The organism is Mesorhizobium sp. P2_F7, from assembly GCF_056403695.1.
Genome location: NZ_JBFUFA010000014.1, coordinates 66,851 through 85,781 on the forward strand (window position 1 = coordinate 66,851; position 18,931 = coordinate 85,781).

Here is an 18,931-nt window from a genome sequence, read left to right on the forward strand (position 1 = left end):
TCTTCGGATGAAGGACGATGAGTAACCCGCGCCGAAGCGGTTCGTTCCCTGCAGCGTCGGTGAAGCCCCCGTATGGAGCCCTTCGTCGTGCATCACGGCGGTCATCCGTTGAAACGCCCAGCAGCAAACAGGATTCAAACGATAGCACCGAGCAGGTGCGCCGAGCACAAAAGTCGGTCACGTTTCGCATCGCTTTTGAAGAGCTTTTCGAGGCTAAAAAGAAAATTGATCACACCTGATTTCCGGAGGAACCCGCCGCGATCATCCTAGTTGGATTAGCACCCGAAGGGGTGATTTCAACCAAAAGGAGATTGTCAGATGGCAGCCACCAAGAAAGCAAGTGCCAGCCCCAAGGGCCTCGAGGATCTGTTCCTCGACGGCCTCAAGGACATATACTACGCTGAAAAGAAAATTCTCAAAGCCCTGCCGAAGATGGCCAAGGGCGCAGAGGACGCCCAGGTGTCCGCCGCTTTCGAGAAACATCTTGTCGAGACGGAGGGCCAGGTCGAGCGACTTGAGCAGGTGTTTGATATCCTTGGCATTGCTGCGCGCGGCAAGACCTGCCCTGCCATCGACGGCATCATCGAGGAAGGATCCGAAATCCTGGAGGAATACAAGGGTTCGACCTCGATCGACGCGGGCCTTGTCGCCGCCGCGCAGGCGGTCGAACACTATGAGATCGCGCGCTATGGCACGCTGATCGCCTGGGCGACATCGCTAGGCAAGGATGACATCGTCGAACTCCTCAACGCCACACTCGAAGAGGAGAAGGCCACCGACGATGCCCTGACCTCACTCGGTGAGTCCGGCGTGAACGACAGGGCGGCCGAGCAGCAAAAAGCGGCTTGATCTCACGCACTTAAAAAAGGGCCACGGCGACATCGTCGTGGCCCTTACTGTTAGGGTCGGTCACCCACCAATCCAACAGTTTACAAGCTGCTCAGTGGTCGCGGTCTCGATATGCTGGCCGTAGCGATTGCTGAACAGCCCGATCATGGCATCATGGGCCTCATCCGAGGCGCTGCAGACCGCATCCTGGACCACGATGGTACGCAAGCCATAGTCTGCCGCGCCCAACACCGTCGAAAGCACGCACATATCTGTTTCGCCGCCGGTGACGATTACGGTGTCGCAGCGCCGCTGCGCCAGTAGAGTGCGAAGGTTCGAGCCAAGCCAAGGCGAATACACCGGCTTGTCTACAACTGGCGCCGGCGGCGTAAACGCTCGAAGTTCCGGGACCAAGTCCACCATTCCCGGGCCAAGGCGCTCAAGCGTCATGTCCGCCCATCGTTTATAGTAGCGTTTCCAAGTCCCCTGCCCGGCGCCGGGCCGCCTAGCCGGTATAAACCGCGTGAAGACCAATCTTGACGGCTGTGTGCTGCAAAGATCTACGATCCTAGGAAGCACACGGTCCATCCATGGCAACGACCATTGCGACGGTTCGCGAAACATCGTCTGCATGTCGACGCAGATGTGCACTGCGTTGCTGCCAATGGGTTCCTCGCGCAGCGTAGGGTCAGCGGCCATGTCAGCGCGAGATCGAAAATTGCGGCGGGGATTGCTGCGCATCGAACGCAACACCCAGGCCATGAGCCACGGCGCTTGCGGCGATCATGTCGTCGAGCTCGCTTCTGGAAACCGGACAGGCTTTCATGACAGTCAGGACAGCCGCTGCTGCCTGCCTCACCGACACAACATCGTGCCGCTTCTTCCGCACCTCGACGTACTGCTCGATAAGCATTTTGAGGCGGCGCTCCTCTACCTCGTGTGACATTTTGATCCTCCACCCAGATCAACCGCGACGGGCGGTGCCCTTGTGGCACCCGCCGGGATTTCGATTGCTGTTAATTTGCGGCCCCGATCCTTGTTGTTCATTCATGAGCTCGCCGTAAACGCGGCGTCGCATGGCTCGCTCTCGCACGACACCGGCCAGGTCGCAATCAGTTGGAACGAAATCCCGCAAACCAAAGGGCTTGCGTTCGTTTGGGAAGAAACGGGAGGCCCGCCGCCTGCGGGCATCCGAAAGGCAGGCTTTGGCACTGTGATCGCCGAAGCTACGATACGGCGGCAGCTTCAAGGATCTACCGGGCGCGAATGGTTAGATCGCGGCGTGCGAATCGTCGTCGAAGTGCCTAACGTCACGAGCGAAACGTAGAAACCGTTCACCGCACATGAGCGAGCAGTCGTAGCGGCAAAAGCTGCGTCGGTCAGCGCCGACACGATGTGCACACCATTCGGAGCTGTGCTCTGTCAGAAATTCAGCAAAATGAAGGGCCCACTTTGCGGGCCCTTCTTTTGCAAGCCTCAAGACGCGGCCTCACAGCTTGACGGCGGCTTCCCGTGCCCACAGCCGCAGACCCCGGCAACTTTCAATGAAATCCGTGGCACTCGCCTTGTCAGCCAGCGGCAGCATTCCCTCGTCAGCCCCGGGCTCGACGCCCGCTTTGGCCAGAAGCGGCACGGCGCCGGGCGTGAAGCCGATGAACTTGCAATGGGAAAAGGCATCCGCAACGAAATCGCGAGCCGCTGCTTCGCCGGCCAGCAGATTGGCACTCTCTTCGGTGAGCAGGATGGCGACCGCGTCAAACAATACCGATGGGCCGCCATCGATCATATGCTTGGCCACAATCTTGGTGCCATCGCTGGCCACCGCGCCGCCGACCTTTGCCGCGATAACTTCCATGGCGGCCCCCTCATTCTCAATGGCAGCCTGCAAGGCTTTGAAGAGACCGGCATCCGTGCCGGTGCCGATCAGGACGCCAACCTTGCGGCCAGCAAAGCTCTCCGGACCATTGGCAATGATGCTCAGCGCTGGCGAGGGCTCGAGATCCGTGCGCGGCGATACAGCGGCGTCGGCTGGCTTCGGCATCTCGGTGATGCCGAGCTTGTCGGCGACCGTGACAGCCAGTCCCTCATCGATGTTCAGCAAGTGCGCGATCATCCGCTCGCGGATGGCTGGGGTTTCAACCTTGCTCAGTTCAAAGGTCAAGGCCTGAGCGATGTGGCGTTGCTCGGGTGGGGTCTGGCTGTTGAAGAACTGGGCGGCCTGGCTGTAGTGGTCGGCGAAACTTTCGGGCCGCAGCCGGACCTTCTGGCCCTCCTCCCCGTCAGCGAAGGAACGGAACCCACGGTCAGGGGATTCGCGCGGGCCGACGCCGAATGAATTTGGCTGGTAGTTGGCCCGTCCAACAGGATTGCGCATCGCCATATGGCCGTCCTGCTGGAAATGATGGAATGGGCATTTCGGCGCGTTGATCGGCAGATGCGTGAAATTGGGGCCGCCCAGGCGTTTCAGCTGCGTGTCGAGGTAGGAGAAGTTGCGGCCCTGCAGCAGCGGATCGTTGCTGAAGTCGATGCCAGGCGGAACATTCTGGGTCATGAACGCGACCTGTTCAGTCTCGGCGAAGAAATTATCCGGCATGCGGTCCAAGACAAGACGCCCGACAGGTATCGGCGGCAGGATCTCCTCCGGGATGATCTTGGTCGGATCAAGGATGTCGAAGTCGAAATTGTCGGCGAACTCCTGGTCGAACAATTGCAGGCATAACTCCCATTCGGGGAAATCGCCCGACTGGATGGCGTTCCAGAGGTCCCTCCGATGAAAGTCGGGATCGGCGCCGTTGATCTTGACCGCTTCGTTCCACACGACTGATTGCATGCCAAGCTTGGGCTTCCAGATGAATTTCACGAAAGTCGATTCATCGGCGGCATTGACGAGCCGGAAGGTGTGCACGCCGAACCCTTGCATGAAGCGGAAAGAGCGCGGGATGGCGCGATCCGACATCACCCACATGATCATGTGCATCGATTCCGGCGTCAGGCTGATAAAGTCCCAGAACGTGTCGTGCGCCGACTGCGCTTGCGGAAAGTCACGGTCAGGCTCCGGCTTGACCGAATGGATGACATCGGGAAACTTGATCGCGTCCTGAATGAAGAACACCGGGATATTGTTTCCCACGATATCCCAGTTGCCCTCTTTGGTATAAAGCTTCACGGCAAATCCCCGGACGTCGCGGGCAAGGTCGAATGACCCCTTGCTGCCGGCCACCGTCGAGAACCGCACGAATGCCGGCGTTTTTTCTCCAGCTCGCTGGAAGATGTCGGCGCGCGTATATTTTGCGAGCGACTCGTAGGTTTCGAAAAAGCCGTGGGCGCCATAGCCACGCGCATGCACTACCCTCTCAGGAATGCGCTCATGGTCGAAATGGAAAATCTTCTCGCGGAAATGAAAATCCTCGATCAGCGTGGGACCACGTGCGCCGATCTTGAGCGTGTTCTGGTCATCTGAGACCGGCCCGCCCTGGGCTGTTGTCAGGACGTCAGTGTCGCCCTCCGCAACCTGATGCAATTCCCCGCCCTGGCCTCTGACCAAGGTCAAGTCGTGGACGGTGGCGGACGATGCGTTGGCTTCGGCTGCTGGCTTACGCGGCATAGTGCTCTCCTTTGAAATGCTGAGAATGACGGGCTCAAATTTCGGACTGAGGTCGTTGACCCAGCTCGGCGGCGGCGCGTTGCAAGTCGGAAAAATCGACCGTGGCGACGATGTCACCGCGACGGTCACGCGCCCTGACGGCCCAGCCCACCGGTGCTTCACCCCGAGATAGGGCGTCTTTCCACAAATCCTCCGCCGAGCGCCTGCATTCGTCGCGCACCGCGTCCAGATCGGGAAAGACCAGGCCACTCACGTCACGGATCTCCCCATTGTCATGATACTCAAGCCGATACTCATCCCCCGCATCGGCTATCCGCTGTTCGCCAGAATTCTCTTCCTCGACACCAAATTTGGCGGCATGCAAAAGCATGATCTTCGATTTTTCGATCAGCTCTTCAGGGGATAAAACCGCCGGTTGCGCGACGGTGACGAGTATATTGTCACCACCCTCGCCGCGGAATTCCACCACGTTGTTGGCAACGACGATTTCCAGAACCTCCATACCTATGCTCCCTTCACATCTGGTCGTTGTAAGGCTGTTTGGTGATCCCGACCTGCTTGGCCAACTCTGAAAACGGCGGCACACCGGCTTCGAACTGGCTCGTGTTCGCGAGTTGCAGAAGGCGCAAAGGGAAGCAGACGGCATCACGGTTTGCCGGTGACATGTCCTCGAACAGGCGCTCGTCGCCGGTGAACGAGGCTTCCGCGGTTTTCAAGGCCCTATCGATATCGTCGATCGAGAGGAGTCCCTTCCGTACCAAGGCGTTGTTGACCGCTGCAACCGCCATCAGCAGCCCCTCCAGCTGTAGGTTGGCGACGTTCATCGATTTTTCTCCATCACATACGTCCGATGGTGGGCGGGACAACGGGTCTGCTAGCTGGACGCGCCATGGGGAATCTCCTTCGAGGACGGTGGACAACTTTCCACACGAGACGAGGTTCCAGAGCCGCCATGCAATCCCGAAGCGGCCGACGCCACGCTTCTCTGACGTCAGAAATCGGTGCCAAAAGTTGAGGAAAACGAAGTCAGTCCATGCGTGGAACCGTCAGGCAGATCCCAAGTTTCATATTGCCGGGAAACGCTGATTGGCCAACCCTTCGCATTGTCGAGCATGTCGCAGCCAGGAAGTCATCCCGTGGCCGGCGAAGGGAAAAAGGTTGCGGGCCAAGTGGCGTTGCTTGGGCGTCCACGGCAAATGAGAGCGAGAGCGACGGAAATCTCGCTGTGGCAAACGAGGTAGGAAATGGCGTCGAACACGAGAACAGCCACTATCAAGCCGTATAAAGGGCCCGCCGGTGGGTGGGGCTCAGCGAAATCCGTGGCTGGTGTTCTCCTTAAGGAACATGTTCCCTTGAAAGGGAGCCGATTGCTGTCGACGCAGAACAAGCCCGAAGGCTATATGTGCGTGAGCTGCGCCTGGGCAAAGCCGGCGCAGCCGCATCCGCTCGAATTCTGTGAGAACGGCGCCAAGGCGACAGCTTGGGAAACCACGTCGCGACGTGCAGGCCCGGCGTTCTTCGACAAGCACACGCTGAGAGAACTCGAGCGATGGTCGGATCACGACCTCGAAGAGGAGGGTCGGCTGACGCACCCGATGCGCTGGGACGCTGCCAGCGACAAATATGTGCCGGTCGAATGGCCCGCTGCATTCGAAGAGATCGGCAGGGAGTTGCGCGCTCTGGACCCGCATCAGACCGATCTTTACACATCCGGCCGGGCGTCACTCGAGGCGAGCTACATGTACCAGCTGTTCGCGCGGATGTACGGCTCCAACAACATGCCCGACAGCTCGAACATGTGCCATGAAAGCTCCTCCGTTGCGCTTCCCGAGAGCATCGGCGCATCGGTCGGCACCGCCATTTTGTCCGATTTCGAGAACACGGACTGTATATTCTACATTGGCCAGAATGTCGGGACATCCTCGCCACGCCTGCTTCATGATCTGCAAGACGCGGTCAACCGAGGCGTGAAGATTGTTACTTTCAACCTGCTGCGGGAGCGCGGGCTGGAGCGCTTCGTCAATCCGCAATCACCCGTCCAGATGCTGACCGGGAAAGAGACACCGATTTCGTCGCAATATTATCAGGTCAACAACGGCGGCGATATCGCAGCGTTATTCGGCGTCTGCAAGGCTCTCATCGAAGCAGACGACGCTCTGAAGGCCTCCGGTCAAAACCCTGTCGCCGGACGCGATGCGACGCCACACGATCCGGACAACGCAGCCATGATTGCCTTTGCGGCATCGATGGCATCCGCTGCCAAGAAGCACGTTCTCGATCACGATTTCATCAAGGAACACACGACCGGCTTCGAGGAATTCGCAGCAGCTGCGCGCGCCCACCAATGGGACGAGCTTGAGCGTGTATCGGGCCTGACACGCGCCGAAACGAAGAAGGCCGCTGCCACCTATGCCAACTCAAACGCAGTCATGATGGTCTACGGCATGGGCCTGACACAACAGCTCATGGGCGTCGAGAACGTTCACATGGTCTGCAACCTCGCCCTGCTGCGCGGCAACATCGGCAAGCCCGGGGCGAATATTTGCGCCGTTCGCGGTCACTCCAACGTGCAGGGCCAGCGCACCGTCGGGATTACGGAGAAGCCCGGCCTGGCGCCCCTCGACAAACTTTCCGAGCTCTATGGCTTTGAGCCGCCGCAATGGACCGGCCGCTCGACGGTGGAAACGTGCGAGGCGATTATGACGGGTCAGTCCCGCGCGTTTATCAGTCTTGGCGGCAATTTCCTCAGAGCGGTGCCAGACACCGCGGCCATGGAAGAGGGATGGCGCGAACTTCGTTTGAGCGTTCAGATAGCCACCAAACTCAACCGCAGCCATGTTCTGCACGGAGAGGTCGCATATCTGCTGCCGTGCCTTGGCCGCATCGAACTCGACCAGCAGGCGAATGGGCCGCAGGCAGTGTCCATGGAAAGCTCGATCGCTCATTTCCACGGTTCGCGGGGCAAGACCAAACCGGCAAGCTCTGAACTTCTGTCCGAACCGGCCATTATTGCCGGCATCGCCAAGGCTACGCTTGGGCAAACCAAGGTCCCATGGGACGACTGGGTTGGCGACTACGCCGAGATCCGCAATGCCATTGAGCGGACTTACCCCGAGACTTTCAAGGATTTCAACGACCGGCTTTTCAAGCCGGGCGGATTCGCGAGACCGCTGCCGGCGCGTGAGCGCAAATGGGTGACGAAAACGGGTAAGGCGAACTTTATCACGCCGGACAAGCTTTTCCCCGACTTTTCAACCGCCGACAGAGCAGATGTTTTGCATCTCGCCACGGTGCGCTCCAACGACCAGTTCAACACTACCATCTACGGCTACAGCGACCGCTTCCGTGGCGTTGAGGGCACGCGCCGGATTGTATTCATGAATGCACAAGATATCGCTGGCCTGGGCTTCGTCGATGGTGACATCGTCGACATGACGACAGCAATCGACGACAACAGCGTTCGCAGCGTCGGTGGCCTCAGGATCGTCCGGTACAACATTCCCAAAGGCTGTTGTGCGGCTTACTATCCTGAGACAAATCCGCTGTTTCCCTTGGCGCATCACGATCCAAAGTCCAAGACCCCTTCGTACAAACTTTTGCCGGTGCGTTTGAGCCGATCAACCCTGTCCCAGAATGGTTGAGTCCCTTGTAGGCGAATGATGAAGAGGGAGATGAGCTACTCGAATGGCGCCTTTGCGGCTGCGGCGATAGCGCTCGGCATTGCCAGCGCCGCCTTGGGATGGCTTGGCGAGTCGCGAGAGCTTCGGCTGGATCCGCCTGTCGCGTCTGATCTTGATGGATTCCGGCTGATGCCAAACGGCATCAGCGGAACGCCGCCCGAGAGTTATTTTGCGTTGGGCAAGCCTTACGAAACGGACGCCTACAATCTAAGCCAGGGCAAGCGTCTTTACGCCTGGTTCGGCTGCTCGGCATGCCATGGTGATGGTCGCGGCGGCGCTGGCCCGTCGTTCCTGGACGGCTGGTGGCTTTACGGGCCCGAGATCGTTTCCATCGTTGCGTCCGTCAGGGACGGCCGGCCGCATGGGATGCCGGCCTTTCGCGACCGGATGACGATCGAGCAGATATGGCAGCTCGCCGGCTACGTTCAAACGATTGGCGCTTACAAGCCCAAAGTTGCGGCCCCCAGTCGAAACGATGACAAACACACCCGCCCCGCCGAAAATCGTGGTCCCGCAAAAATCCTCTTCGACCAGGGGCCGGCGGCGGTTCACCCTGACCAGGGGCCCTCGCCTTGAGAGCCGCGCGCGTCATCGCGTTGTGGGCCGCTACGATCGCGTGCGGCTGCAGCGGAAACCAGTCCGCGCTCGACCCCTCTGGCGCGCCCGCGCTCCATATCGAACACCTGATTATCGGCATCGTGGCCCTGTGCTCGGTAATCTGGCTTGCTGTGATGCTCGTGCTTGGTGGCGCACTGTGGCGCAGACGCCAGCCGGACGAAACGGAAATCCGGCAACGGCGGCTGACTGTGGTCGTAACTGCGGCAGTGGCCGCGACCGCCATTATGATTGCCGGCATGACGGTTGCCAGCTTCTACACCACCCGAGGCATCGGCCTTCCGGAAAAAGCCTCTATAACGATCACTGTAAGAGGGCAGCAATGGTGGTGGCAGGTAATCTACGCCGGTTCCTCCGAAACACCCGGCTTTCAGACCGCCAATGAAATTCACATCCCTGTTGGTCAGGATGTTCATGTTCGGCTTGAAAGCGCTGATGTCATCCACTCTTTTTGGATCCCCAGTCTTGCCGGCAAGCAGGATCTTGTCCCGGGGCGCTCCAACAGCCTGCTGCTGCGGGCCGAGAAGCCCGGTGTCTATCGCGGTCAGTGCGCCGAATTCTGCGGACTGCAGCACAGCCATATGGCGGTGATGGTCATCGCCGAGGCGCCAGCCGACTACGCACGCTGGATCGCGTCACAGAGTGCTGATGCAATCCCGACGACGGGTCCTGACGTCGCCGCCGGACGCGCGGCTTTTCTGGCAAAGCCGTGCGCCGCCTGCCACACCATTCGGGGCACAGCCGCCAACGGCACCACCGGACCTGACCTTACCCATGTCGGCAGTCGTCAAACAATCGCGGCCGGCCTCGTCGAGACCACGCGCGGTTCACTGGCCGCATGGATCGCCGATCCGCAGACGCTGAAGCCCGGAAACATCATGCCGATGGTGCCGCTGACCAGTATGGAGCTCCAGGATATCGCCGCCTATATGGAGAGCCTGAAATGACCCGCTCAAAGGATGATGGGCTCAGGGACACGGCATTCAGCGACAAGGAACTCAACCGGGCCCTCGCCTCGACCTGGTCAGCGCAGCCGGGGCTGTGGGGCGCCCTGGCGACAGTGGATCACAAGGTGATCGGCCGACGCTATATCGCGACAGCTTTTGTTTTCCTGGCGCTTGGCGGGGTGCTGTCGCTGCTGATGCGGCTGCAACTGTCGCAGCCTGAAGCCAGGTTCATCGGACCCGATCGCTACAACCAGATTTTCACCATGCACGGTTCGAACATGATGTTCCTGTTCGCCGTCCCCGTCATGCAGGCAATGGCCGTCTACCTCGTGCCTTTGATGGTGGGGACACGCAACATCGCCTTCCCGCGCCTCAACGCATTTTCCTACTGGATCTATGTCGCGGGCGGCTTGCTCTTGTGGATTGCCTTCATCGTCGATACCGGCCCAGACGTCGGATGGTTCGCTTACGTGCCCTTGTCGGGCCCGCAATATGGCGTGGGAAAACGCGCCGATATCTGGGCCCAGATGATCACCTTCACCGAGGTTTCCGCCCTCGCCATCGCCGTCGAGATCGTTGTGACCGTGTTCAAGCAGCGCGCGCCAGGGATGTCGCTCGACAGGATTCCATTGTTTGTCTGGTCGATGCTCGTGACGTCGTTTCTTATCATTCTGGCCATGCCGGCGATCATGATCGCAAGCACGAGCCTTATCCTCGATCGCCTTGTCGGCACGCACTTCTTCAACCCCGCCGAAGGCGGCGATGTGTTGCTGTGGCAGCATCTGTTTTGGTTCTTCGGTCATCCCGAGGTCTACATAATCTTCCTGCCGGCAGTGGGCATGGTGTCGACCATTGTAGCGACGTTTACGCGTCGGCCAGTGTTTGGCTACCTGGCGATGGTTATGGCCTTGGTGGCGACGGGTGTCCTCGCCTTCGGCCTTTGGGTCCATCATATGTTCGTTGCTGGTCTTCCACGACTGGGAGAGAGCTTTTTCACCGCCTCCAGCATGGCGATTGCGGTCCCGGCCGGATTGCAGATTTTCTGCTGGCTTGCCACCATCTGGGCGGGAAAGCCGATCTTCAAAACGCCGTTCCTGTTCGTCATCGGCTTCATGGTGATCTTCGTGATTGGCGGCCTCACCGGCGTCATGGTGGCCTCGGTTCCGTTCGATACCCAGGTCCATGACACCTATTTCGTCGTCGCCCACTTCCATTATGTCCTGGTCGGCGGCGCGGTTTTTCCGCTGCTCGGCGCGATTTATTACTGGTTCCCGAAGCTGACGGGCAAAATGATGAGCGAGACCCTTGGCCGCTGGGTCTTCGGCCTGATCTTTGTCGGCTTCAACCTGACGTTTTTTCCGATGCATATCCTGGGTCTTCAAGGCATGCCGCGTCGCATCTACACCTATCAGCCCGAGATGCCTTGGACCGGCCTCAACATGTTCATTAGCCTTAGCGCAATCGTCCTGGCCGCTGGCTTCCTTGTGTTTTTCATCGATGCCATCCGCAGTGCCAGGTCAGGCGCCGTCGCGAGTGCTAACCCCTGGGGAGCCTCGACGCTTGAATGGGCGACGGCGTCGCCGCCGAAACCCTACAATTTTGCCAGGTCACCCGTGGTTAGCGACGGAGAGCCCCTGTGGGCCGAGGCGGCCGCCCTGCCCGTCGCTGCCGGCTTGCGGGTCGACCGGCGTGAGCTTTTGATCACCAGCGTCGTTGAGGGCATTCCGGAAGCGCGGGAATCAACGGTCGGCAATTCGATCTGGCCGCTTTGGGCAGCGCTTGCCACCACCTTGACGCTGGTCTGGTCCATATTCAGCCCATGGGCGGTTGTCTGGGGTTCCATCCCGGTCGCGGTCTCACTGATAGGTTGGTTCTGGCCCAAGGGCGCGCCGGAGGACGAGTCATGAAAGAAAATATCGTGCTCGATCTGACCGAGCTTCCAGCGCACGGCCTTGGCACCGCAAGCCCGTCATGGTGGGGAACGCTCGCTTTCATGCTCATCGAAGGGACAGGCTTTGCCCTCTCGATCGTGATCTATCTCTACCTGATGAGCCTGGCGCCGCGATGGCCATTGGGCGCCCCGCCGCCGGATCTGTTCGCCGGCACGGCGCTGACAGCCCTTCTGCTGGCAAGCCTTGTTCCCAACATCCTCGTCGCACGCTGGGCGCGCGAGCAGGATCTGCGAAAGGTTCGCCTCGGATTGATCGTCATGGCCATACTGGGAATAGTGCCTCTGGTCCTGCGTGTCTTCGAGTTTCCGGCGATGCATATCAAGTGGGATCAAAACGCATACGGTTCGATTGTATGGGTTATGCTTGGCCTCCACACCACCCACATCCTGACGGATGTGATCGAGACGCTGGTACTCGCCTGCCTGATGTTTTCCCGGCATGGCGACACGCCGCGCCGGTTCGGAGATGTCAGCGACAATGCGATGTACTGGAACTTCGTGGTTGCGACGTGGTTGCCCATGTACGCCTGCCTTTATTGGATACCTCGGCTTTGAGCAAAACATGGCTGCAATGGACCGGACTTGGTGTCGCCCCGCTGGCCTGGGCGCTCAGCACCCAACTTGGCCAAATCATGCCCTACCTTGACTGCCGACAGAATAGTTCGTGGAGCGCCATGCTCTGCGGCGTCCTTCTGGTTGTTTCGATCGCTGGCCTAACTGCAGCGCGTACGGCTTCACACGGGATGGCCCAGACCAGGCGCTTTATTGTTGACGCGGGATTTCTGATCGCGCTGGCATTTGTCTTTGCCTTGGTGTTGCAGGAGGCAGCCACGATACTGCTGGACGCATGCCAACGCTGATCTGCGCCCTGATCTGCGGTATGATGGCCTGGCCGGCCATGGCGCATGGCGACGATGCGCATGGCTTGGAGCCTGCCTGGACTTTCGATCCGTGGATGGTGGTGCCACTCGGGACGCTGGCAGTTCTGTATTGCGTGGGAGCGGCAAGGCTGGCTCGACGCACAAATCGGCCCGGTGGCATGCACCGCCCCATCTGCCTTTACAGCGCCGGGATCCTGACCCTGGCTGGTGCGCTGCTATCCCCGCTGCACTGGCTTGGCGAACACCTTTTTACCTTTCACATGATCGAGCACGAGATCGTCATGGCTGTGTCGGCCCCTTTGATCGTGTTGGCGCGGCCGATTGGAATCCTGCTTTGGGGATTGCCCGCCAGGGCCCGTATGGCGGCGGGAATGCTGATGCGGGCGCCTCTGATGCGCGGGCTGTGGGACAGGGGCACAAGCGCGACCAGCGCAACCATCTTGCATGGCGTTGCAATCTGGGCCTGGCACGTGCCGATAGTCTTCGACGCCGCCGTGACAAACCCCGCAGTGCATCGCTTTCAGCACCTCACTTTCTTCGCCACGGCGATCTTGTTCTGGTGGGCGCTTGTTTGGCGAAGTGATTACGGCTCGGCGGCCTGGCACCTGTTTTTCACTATGATCCACACGAGCATTCTGGGCGCATTGATGACTCTGGCTCCCCGCGTCTTGTACGTCGCGCAGACGCAAGCCGCGATGGCCTGGGGCTTGACGCCGCTTGAGGACCAACAACTAGCAGGCATGATCATGTGGGTCCCAGCCGGCACCATCTATGCGGGCGCGGCATTGACGATGCTGGCGCTTTGGATCAGAGGCTCGAGCGAGAGAAAGGCGCAGAATGTCTAGTCCACTCGCATCGGTCCCCGGCCGGGCCGCCTTGGCGACGGGGCTTGTTGTGGTGGCTTGCGCCGCGTTTGTCACGACCAGTGTCGTGCGTGACAAGCACACCAAAGCCTCCATCGCCAGGATGATGACCGGGGGCGATCCCGGTCGAGCGCCGGCGATCTTTCGTCGCTATGGCTGCGCCGGATGCCACACAATCTCCGGGATTCCTGGGGCGGACGGCCAGGCTGGGGCGCCACTGGCGGAGCTGTCGAAGCGTGTCTATATCGCGGGTGTGCTGGAAAACCGTCCCGAGAATCTTGTAGCCTGGATCGTTTCGCCGCAGCGCTTCTCCCCGCAGACCGCCATGCCGCAATCGGGGATTTCTGAACAGGAAGCGCGGGATCTTGCGGCGTATCTTTATGCCCAATGAACCTATGGGTGTGGGGTCGCGACCGGCGGAAGCGCTTTGATGTAGTGCGCGATCGCCTCGCGGTCGCCTTCAGGCAGCATGGCGGTATTCGTCACCACGTCGGCCATCGACGATCCCACCCGGCCGTGGTTGGGCGTCTCTCCAGTTCTAAGCATTGTGGTAATATCGGTCTCGGCCCAAGCCCCCAATCGTTCCTGCGTAATGTTGGGCACGAACCCGGTACCTTGCGGGTCGATGCCGCCGGCAAACAGCGTATCGGATCGGATTGCTCCAAACGCATTTCGCCTAGAGTGGCATTCCGCGCAATGAGAAACGGTTTCGACGAGGTATGCGCCGCGATCAGGCAGCGTTTTGCCGTCTGCGTTCGCAGCCGACCGGCCCTGGCGGAAAAACATCAGCTTCCAAAATCCGACGGACCGGCGAATGCTGAACAGGATTGCTGGATCGTGCGGGGGCACACGTCCAGACACTTTTGGCAGCGTCATGAGATAGGCGTAGACATCGTTGATGTCGGCGACGGTCATGCCGGTGAAGCTGGAGTAGGGGAAGGACGGGTAATAGTGTTCGCGCCTGGGAGACACTCCACCAATCAGCGCATTTGCCAGATCGGCGGCGCTCCATCTGCCTATACCGTCAACGGGATCAGGGGAAATGTTGGGCGGCCTGAAAGTGCCGAACGGCGACCCAAGCGCCATGCCACCGCCCAGTTGTAGTCGATCTGACTGTCCGGGGGTAGCGTGGCAGGAGGCGCAGTCCCCCGCCGCGAAGACCAGCTTGCCGCGGCCCACATCCCCTTTCACTTTGAATCGCGGATCGTCTGGCGAGAACGGCGGGCGAGCCGAGGTCACCAAGAACGCGGCGATCGCAGCAGCCGCTGCGGTCAGGAGAATGGCGACAGCAACTTTGTATGTAATGCGCCCCATGGCGTCCTTAAACTTCGATGTCTCTATATGGGGTCACGCGAATATAGGGTCACGCGACACCCTTGCCGCCAGTGACGCCGTAAACTTCGCCATTTATGAAACTGGCTTCCCGCGAGGCCAGCAGCACATAGACGGGCGCTAGCTCGACCGGCTGTCCAGGACGGCCGAAATCGCTGTCCTCACCGAAATGCTTGACCTTTTCATCTGGCTGACCACCGCTTGGCTGCAGCACGGTCCAGACAGGCCCGGGAGCCACGACATTGGCCCGAATGCCCCGCTTGATCAATTGCTTGGCGAGCGCCTTGGTATAAGCGACAATGCCGGCTTTGGTGGTGGCATAGTCGAGCAGGATCGCCGAAGGCTCGTAGGCCTGGATCGATGCCGTGGTGATGATGGAGGCGCCGGCAGGGAGATGCGGCGCGGCTGCTTGAGCGATCCAATGAAGTGCGTACAGATTCGTTTTCATGGTCTTGTCGAAGTCGTCTGTCGTCAACTCATCAATGCTCTCGCGATATTGCTGCCTCCCGGCATTGATCACAAGCAGATCGAGGCCACCGAGGGCGGAGACAGCTTTGTCTACCAAACCCCGACACCAAGCCTCGTCCTTGATGTCGCCAGGCAGCGCCAGCGCCTTGCTGCCCGCGGCTTCGATAAGGTGGATGACCTCCTTGGCATCCGCCTCCTCTTCCGGGAGGTAAGAAATGGCTACATCCGCTCCTTCCCGTGCAAAGGCTATCGCGACGGCCCTCCCTATCCCGGAATCGCCCCCTGTCACGAGCGCCTTGCGCCCAGCTAGCTTACCTGAGCCCCGATAGCTTTCCTCGCCGTGATCCGGCACCGGATCCATATTTCCGGCAAGGCCAGGAGTGGTCTGCGGCTGTTCTGGAAAGGGCGGCGCCGGATACTCCTGACGCGGATCCCGAAGTAATGCACGATCATTCACCGTGAAGCCTCCATATCCTCGTTGACCTTGCCGCAACGCGAGGAGAAACCCTTTGTTCCGCTGAGAGCCTGGTTAGAAAAACAGTCGCCGCGCAGCAGAAGTCATCTCCCGCCCAATAGTTGCGTCGGCCTCGGAACGCGACAAAGCCGCAACGGTCGACACCAGCTGGCGTGGCATCAGATTCGCTTCGGTCTACTGCGCAAAGGAACACACAAAGTTCCTGCATGTCGTAACATGGCAGGAAGCTTCATCTCGGGCGGTTCGCACCCATGCAAGATGGAATTCCCCCGCCGCAGCCCTCAAGGTTGCGCAATCGAAGTAAGTTTCCATCGAATTGAAGGCGATTGCCGGGCGGGTGATTGAGCCTACGGTTTGATGACGACCTTGATGCAGCCATCCTTCTTGTCGCGGAAGGTCTTGTAAGCCTCCGGTCCTTCTTCGAGCCCAATGCGGTGGGTAATCAGAAAGGACGGGTCGATTTTTCCGTCCTCAATGAGCTTCATCAACGGCTCCAAGTAGCGCTGGACATGTGTTTGGCCCGTTTTCATTGTCAGCCCTTTGCCGACGAACATTCCCATGGGCACAGTAATGCTTCCAACGAACACCCCCGGCAACGAGACAGTACCGCCCGGTCGGCAGGCCATCAGCGCCTGTTGCAGCGCATAAGGCCTCTCCATCGCCGTAAGGTCCGTTTCCAAGGTCTCCATGACGCCACCGGGGCCGTGGCTCTCCATGCCGACCGCTTCGATGACAGAATCCGGCCCTTTACCGCCCGTCATAGCCAGGATCTGCTTTTGCAGATCTTCGTCGTCATATCTCAGCGTTTCCGCTCCCGACGCTTGCGCAAGCGCCAGCCGTTCGGGGACGATGTCCAGCGCGATGACCCGGCCCGCGCCTAGGAGAAAGGCTGACTTGATTGCGAACTGGCCAACTGGCCCGCAGCCGAAGACGAGCACTGTATCACCGGGTTGAATGTTGCAGTTTTCCGCCGCCTGATACCCGGTGGGAAAAATATCGGAGAGAAACAGTACCTGCTCGTCTGTCAGGCCATCTGGCACCTTGATAGGGCCAACGTCGGCATAGGGTACGCGCAAGAATTCTGCCTGGCCGCCCGCGAAGCCGCCATACATGTGCGAATAGCCGAACAGCCCAGCAGTTGGATACCCCATCTGCTTGGCCTGCTTGGCGCCGGCTGGATTCGACCTCTCGCAGAGCGAAAACAGCTGCCACTTGCACATCCGGCACTCGCCGCAGGCGATCGTGAACGGCACCACGACGCGCTCGCCCATCTTGAACTTGGAGTGACCCTTCCCGACTTCAACGACCTCGCCCATGGTCTCGTGCCCAAGCACGTCATGGGCGTGCATTTCTGGGACAAATCCTCCCATCAGATGAAGGTCTGACCCGCAGATCGCACAAGCCGTAACCTTGATGATAATATCGCGGTCGTTCTCAATGATCGGCTCATCCACCTGCTCGCACCGTATGTCACTTTTGCCATGCCAGGTGAGCGCCTTCATTGTCATTCTCCGTTGATGTGCCTCGCTAACCTGCCGCTTGACAAAATGTTCCTGATCCAGCGCGAACCTTTGCTCGGTTTGAATATTCACAAAGCAAACAACCAGTGAACTCGTCCGTACGGATTTGACCTGACACCACGTCAGCCTGTGCGAGGACGCATTTCAGCACCGAGGGCCGCTCATAGGCTCGACGGCGAACCACCGGCTCTTCCGCGCAATTCGCGCCGCCCCAAAACTGTTTCGCCTGCTTCAACGCATGTGAACGACGAACAGCGCCTTCAGTGAATTTGGCCGCGCGTTCGTATTTGCCTGGGAACAAACACGCCGCGAGCAGGTTTGGATTCACCAATCTCAACTGAGGAACATCACCATGAGAAACAGTCTTCGTCTGGCGTCGCTATCGTTAGCCGCGTCGGTGGCATTTGCCTGGCCATCGCTCGCTGCCGAGACCGCCCAGGATTTCGTCACCAAGGCCGCGATCGGCGGAATGTTCGAAGTCCAGTCGAGCAAGGTCGCCCAAGACAAGCTGCAGGACCAAGGCCTAAAGGACTTCGCCCAGAAGATGATCTCCGATCATGGCGCCGCCAATGCGAAGCTTGAAAGCATCGCCGGCGAACAGAAGCTGAAGGTGCCCGCCGACCTCGATGCTGCACACAAAAGCGATGTCGACAAGCTGCAGGCGGGTGCGGCGCCAGTAGACGCATCTTATGCAGACATGCAGAAGGCGGCCCATGCCGATGCGGTCAGCCTCTTCGAGGCCTATGCCAAGGACGGCGACAACGCCGCCCTGAAATCCTTTGCGGCTGACACGCTGCCCACCCTCAAGATGCATCAGGACATGATTCAGAAGGTTGCAACGACCGCGCCTGCTTCTGACGGCAGCACACCGGCTGTCACCAGCGGCGCCACCAATCCGGCAGCTCCAGTTCCCGGCGCCAACAGTTTTACCGAAGCCCAGGCCAAGAGCGCGATCGAAAAGGCGGGTTATGCCGACGTCTCTGCCCTGACAAAGGATGACAACGGCATCTGGCGCGGAACAGCGAGCAAGGACGGCAAGTCGACGCCGATCGCGCTCGATTACCAAGGCAACGTTGTTGCCGGCACCAAGTGAATGGAAAGCGAGGAGAACCAGATGAAAACCGTAACCGGACTGTTCGACAATTATGACGATGCCAATGATGCCGTAGGCGAACTCGTGGCCACAGGCGTCCCGCGCGATGACATCAGCATTGTGGCCAACAATGCGACCGGCTGGCACAAGGATGAGGAAACCGACGCCGGCGAGGACGCGGCCACTGGCGCTGGCCTGGGCGCCGTCATTGGCGGCGCCGGCGGCCTGGCAACAGGCCTCGGCCTGATGGCCATTCCTGGGGTGGGACCTGTGGTTGCAGCTGGGTGGTTGGCTGCCACTGCTGTCGGCGCGGTTGGCGGGGCCGTGGTCGGTGGTGCAGCAGGGGGCATCATCGGCGCCATGACAAACGCCGGCGTCCCTGAAAACGACGCCCATGTCTATGCCGAAGGCGTTCGTCGCGGCGGGACGATGGTCACGGCCAAGGTCGACGAAAATCTTGCGGCGAATGCCGAACAAATCCTCAAGCAATACAATTCGGTCGACGTCGCTGGCAGACGCAATGAATACGAGGCTGGCGGATGGACCGGTTTCGACCCGAACGCCGACTTCTATAGCGGAGAAGACCTACAGCGGGATAGACGTGGACGCGATCTTTGATGTGACACTCGCAAGGCGGCCAAGGCCGCCTTGCTCCTTTCAGATCCGCTCATCGC

At 59.8% G+C, this 18,931-nt stretch carries 20 protein-coding genes; 12 read left to right on the forward strand and 8 right to left on the reverse strand.

Features of this window, described 5'->3' with window-relative positions; all coding sequences use genetic code 11:
• Positions 1 to 17 precede the first annotated feature (17 nt).
• Entirely contained in the window at positions 18 to 239 is a 222-nt protein-coding gene (locus AC1DZ8_RS29050) for a hypothetical protein (RefSeq protein ID WP_477308180.1), read from the forward strand.
• 79 nt (positions 240 to 318) lie between these two features.
• Positions 319 to 849, forward strand: coding sequence for a YciE/YciF ferroxidase family protein (locus tag AC1DZ8_RS29055; protein ID WP_202322604.1), 531 nt, complete (start codon positions 319 to 321; stop codon positions 847 to 849).
• Between the two features lie 60 nt (positions 850 to 909).
• Here the strand turns inward: AC1DZ8_RS29055 and AC1DZ8_RS29060 are convergent, their stop codons facing one another.
• From AC1DZ8_RS29060 to AC1DZ8_RS29080, 5 genes are all read right to left on the reverse strand, one after another.
• A complete protein-coding gene (locus AC1DZ8_RS29060; RefSeq protein ID WP_477308182.1) occupies positions 910 to 1,590 on the reverse strand; it encodes a cysteine hydrolase family protein in 681 nt (226 codons plus the stop codon).
• Complete coding sequence (locus AC1DZ8_RS29065; protein ID WP_162256690.1) at positions 1,529 to 1,741, reverse strand: hypothetical protein; 213 nt, start codon at positions 1,739 to 1,741, stop codon at positions 1,529 to 1,531. The genes AC1DZ8_RS29060 and AC1DZ8_RS29065 overlap by 62 nt, the downstream gene beginning before the upstream one ends.
• A 576-nt stretch (positions 1,742 to 2,317) precedes the next feature.
• A complete protein-coding gene (gene katE / locus AC1DZ8_RS29070; protein WP_477308184.1) occupies positions 2,318 to 4,432 on the reverse strand; it encodes a catalase in 2,115 nt (704 codons plus the stop codon).
• 34 nt (positions 4,433 to 4,466) lie between these two features.
• Positions 4,467 to 4,934, reverse strand: coding sequence for a DUF6894 family protein (locus AC1DZ8_RS29075; protein ID WP_477308186.1), 468 nt, complete (start codon positions 4,932 to 4,934; stop codon positions 4,467 to 4,469).
• Positions 4,935 to 4,947: 13 nt separating this feature from the next.
• The gene (locus AC1DZ8_RS29080) at positions 4,948 to 5,256 is read right to left on the reverse strand and encodes a hypothetical protein (RefSeq protein ID WP_441935437.1); all 309 of its coding nucleotides are present in this window, start codon (positions 5,254 to 5,256) and stop codon (positions 4,948 to 4,950) included.
• A gap of 420 nt (positions 5,257 to 5,676) precedes the next feature.
• Here AC1DZ8_RS29080 and AC1DZ8_RS29085 point away from each other — a divergent pair, with 420 nt between their 5' ends.
• The 8 genes from AC1DZ8_RS29085 (at position 5,677) to AC1DZ8_RS29120 (ending at position 13,760) form a co-directional block, all read left to right on the forward strand.
• The gene (locus AC1DZ8_RS29085) at positions 5,677 to 8,073 is read left to right on the forward strand and encodes an FdhF/YdeP family oxidoreductase (protein ID WP_477308188.1); all 2,397 of its coding nucleotides are present in this window, start codon (positions 5,677 to 5,679) and stop codon (positions 8,071 to 8,073) included.
• Positions 8,074 to 8,103: 30 nt separating this feature from the next.
• On the forward strand, positions 8,104 to 8,688 hold the full coding sequence (locus AC1DZ8_RS29090; RefSeq protein WP_477308190.1) for a c-type cytochrome: 585 nt from the start codon (positions 8,104 to 8,106) through the stop codon (positions 8,686 to 8,688).
• Positions 8,685 to 9,674, forward strand: coding sequence for a cytochrome c oxidase subunit II (gene coxB, locus AC1DZ8_RS29095; protein ID WP_477402031.1), 990 nt, complete (start codon positions 8,685 to 8,687; stop codon positions 9,672 to 9,674). The genes AC1DZ8_RS29090 and coxB overlap by 4 nt, the downstream gene beginning before the upstream one ends.
• Entirely contained in the window at positions 9,671 to 11,581 is a 1,911-nt protein-coding gene (ctaD, locus tag AC1DZ8_RS29100; protein ID WP_477308253.1) for a cytochrome c oxidase subunit I, read from the forward strand. Before coxB ends, ctaD begins: the two co-directional genes overlap by 4 nt.
• Positions 11,578 to 12,180 carry a cytochrome c oxidase subunit 3 gene (locus AC1DZ8_RS29105; protein WP_441935446.1) on the forward strand — a complete coding sequence of 201 codons (603 nt, stop codon included), beginning with the start codon at positions 11,578 to 11,580 and terminating at the stop codon, positions 12,178 to 12,180. The genes ctaD and AC1DZ8_RS29105 overlap by 4 nt, the downstream gene beginning before the upstream one ends.
• Positions 12,177 to 12,485, forward strand: a complete 309-nt coding sequence (locus tag AC1DZ8_RS29110) for a hypothetical protein (protein WP_477308195.1) — start codon at positions 12,177 to 12,179, stop codon at positions 12,483 to 12,485. The genes AC1DZ8_RS29105 and AC1DZ8_RS29110 overlap by 4 nt, the downstream gene beginning before the upstream one ends.
• Entirely contained in the window at positions 12,473 to 13,351 is an 879-nt protein-coding gene (locus AC1DZ8_RS29115) for a cytochrome c oxidase assembly protein (RefSeq protein WP_477308197.1), read from the forward strand. The genes AC1DZ8_RS29110 and AC1DZ8_RS29115 overlap by 13 nt, the downstream gene beginning before the upstream one ends.
• Before the next feature lie 121 nt (positions 13,352 to 13,472).
• Complete coding sequence (locus tag AC1DZ8_RS29120; protein ID WP_477402074.1) at positions 13,473 to 13,760, forward strand: c-type cytochrome; 288 nt, start codon at positions 13,473 to 13,475, stop codon at positions 13,758 to 13,760.
• A gap of 2 nt (positions 13,761 to 13,762) precedes the next feature.
• Here the strand turns inward: AC1DZ8_RS29120 and AC1DZ8_RS29125 are convergent, their stop codons facing one another.
• From AC1DZ8_RS29125 to AC1DZ8_RS29135, 3 genes are all read right to left on the reverse strand, one after another.
• The gene (locus tag AC1DZ8_RS29125; RefSeq protein ID WP_477308199.1) at positions 13,763 to 14,683 is read right to left on the reverse strand and encodes a cytochrome c; all 921 of its coding nucleotides are present in this window, start codon (positions 14,681 to 14,683) and stop codon (positions 13,763 to 13,765) included.
• Positions 14,684 to 14,732: 49 nt separating this feature from the next.
• Positions 14,733 to 15,626, reverse strand: coding sequence for an SDR family oxidoreductase (locus AC1DZ8_RS29130; protein WP_477308201.1), 894 nt, complete (start codon positions 15,624 to 15,626; stop codon positions 14,733 to 14,735).
• A gap of 365 nt (positions 15,627 to 15,991) precedes the next feature.
• Entirely contained in the window at positions 15,992 to 17,146 is a 1,155-nt protein-coding gene (locus AC1DZ8_RS29135; protein WP_477308203.1) for a zinc-dependent alcohol dehydrogenase, read from the reverse strand.
• Between the two features lie 370 nt (positions 17,147 to 17,516).
• Between AC1DZ8_RS29135 and AC1DZ8_RS29140 the strand changes: the two genes are divergently transcribed.
• Both AC1DZ8_RS29140 and AC1DZ8_RS29145 read left to right on the forward strand, forming a co-directional pair.
• Positions 17,517 to 18,257, forward strand: coding sequence for a DUF4142 domain-containing protein (locus tag AC1DZ8_RS29140; protein ID WP_477308205.1), 741 nt, complete (start codon positions 17,517 to 17,519; stop codon positions 18,255 to 18,257).
• 21 nt (positions 18,258 to 18,278) lie between these two features.
• On the forward strand, positions 18,279 to 18,875 hold the full coding sequence (locus AC1DZ8_RS29145; RefSeq protein ID WP_477308207.1) for a hypothetical protein: 597 nt from the start codon (positions 18,279 to 18,281) through the stop codon (positions 18,873 to 18,875).
• Positions 18,876 to 18,931: the final 56 nt, after the last annotated feature.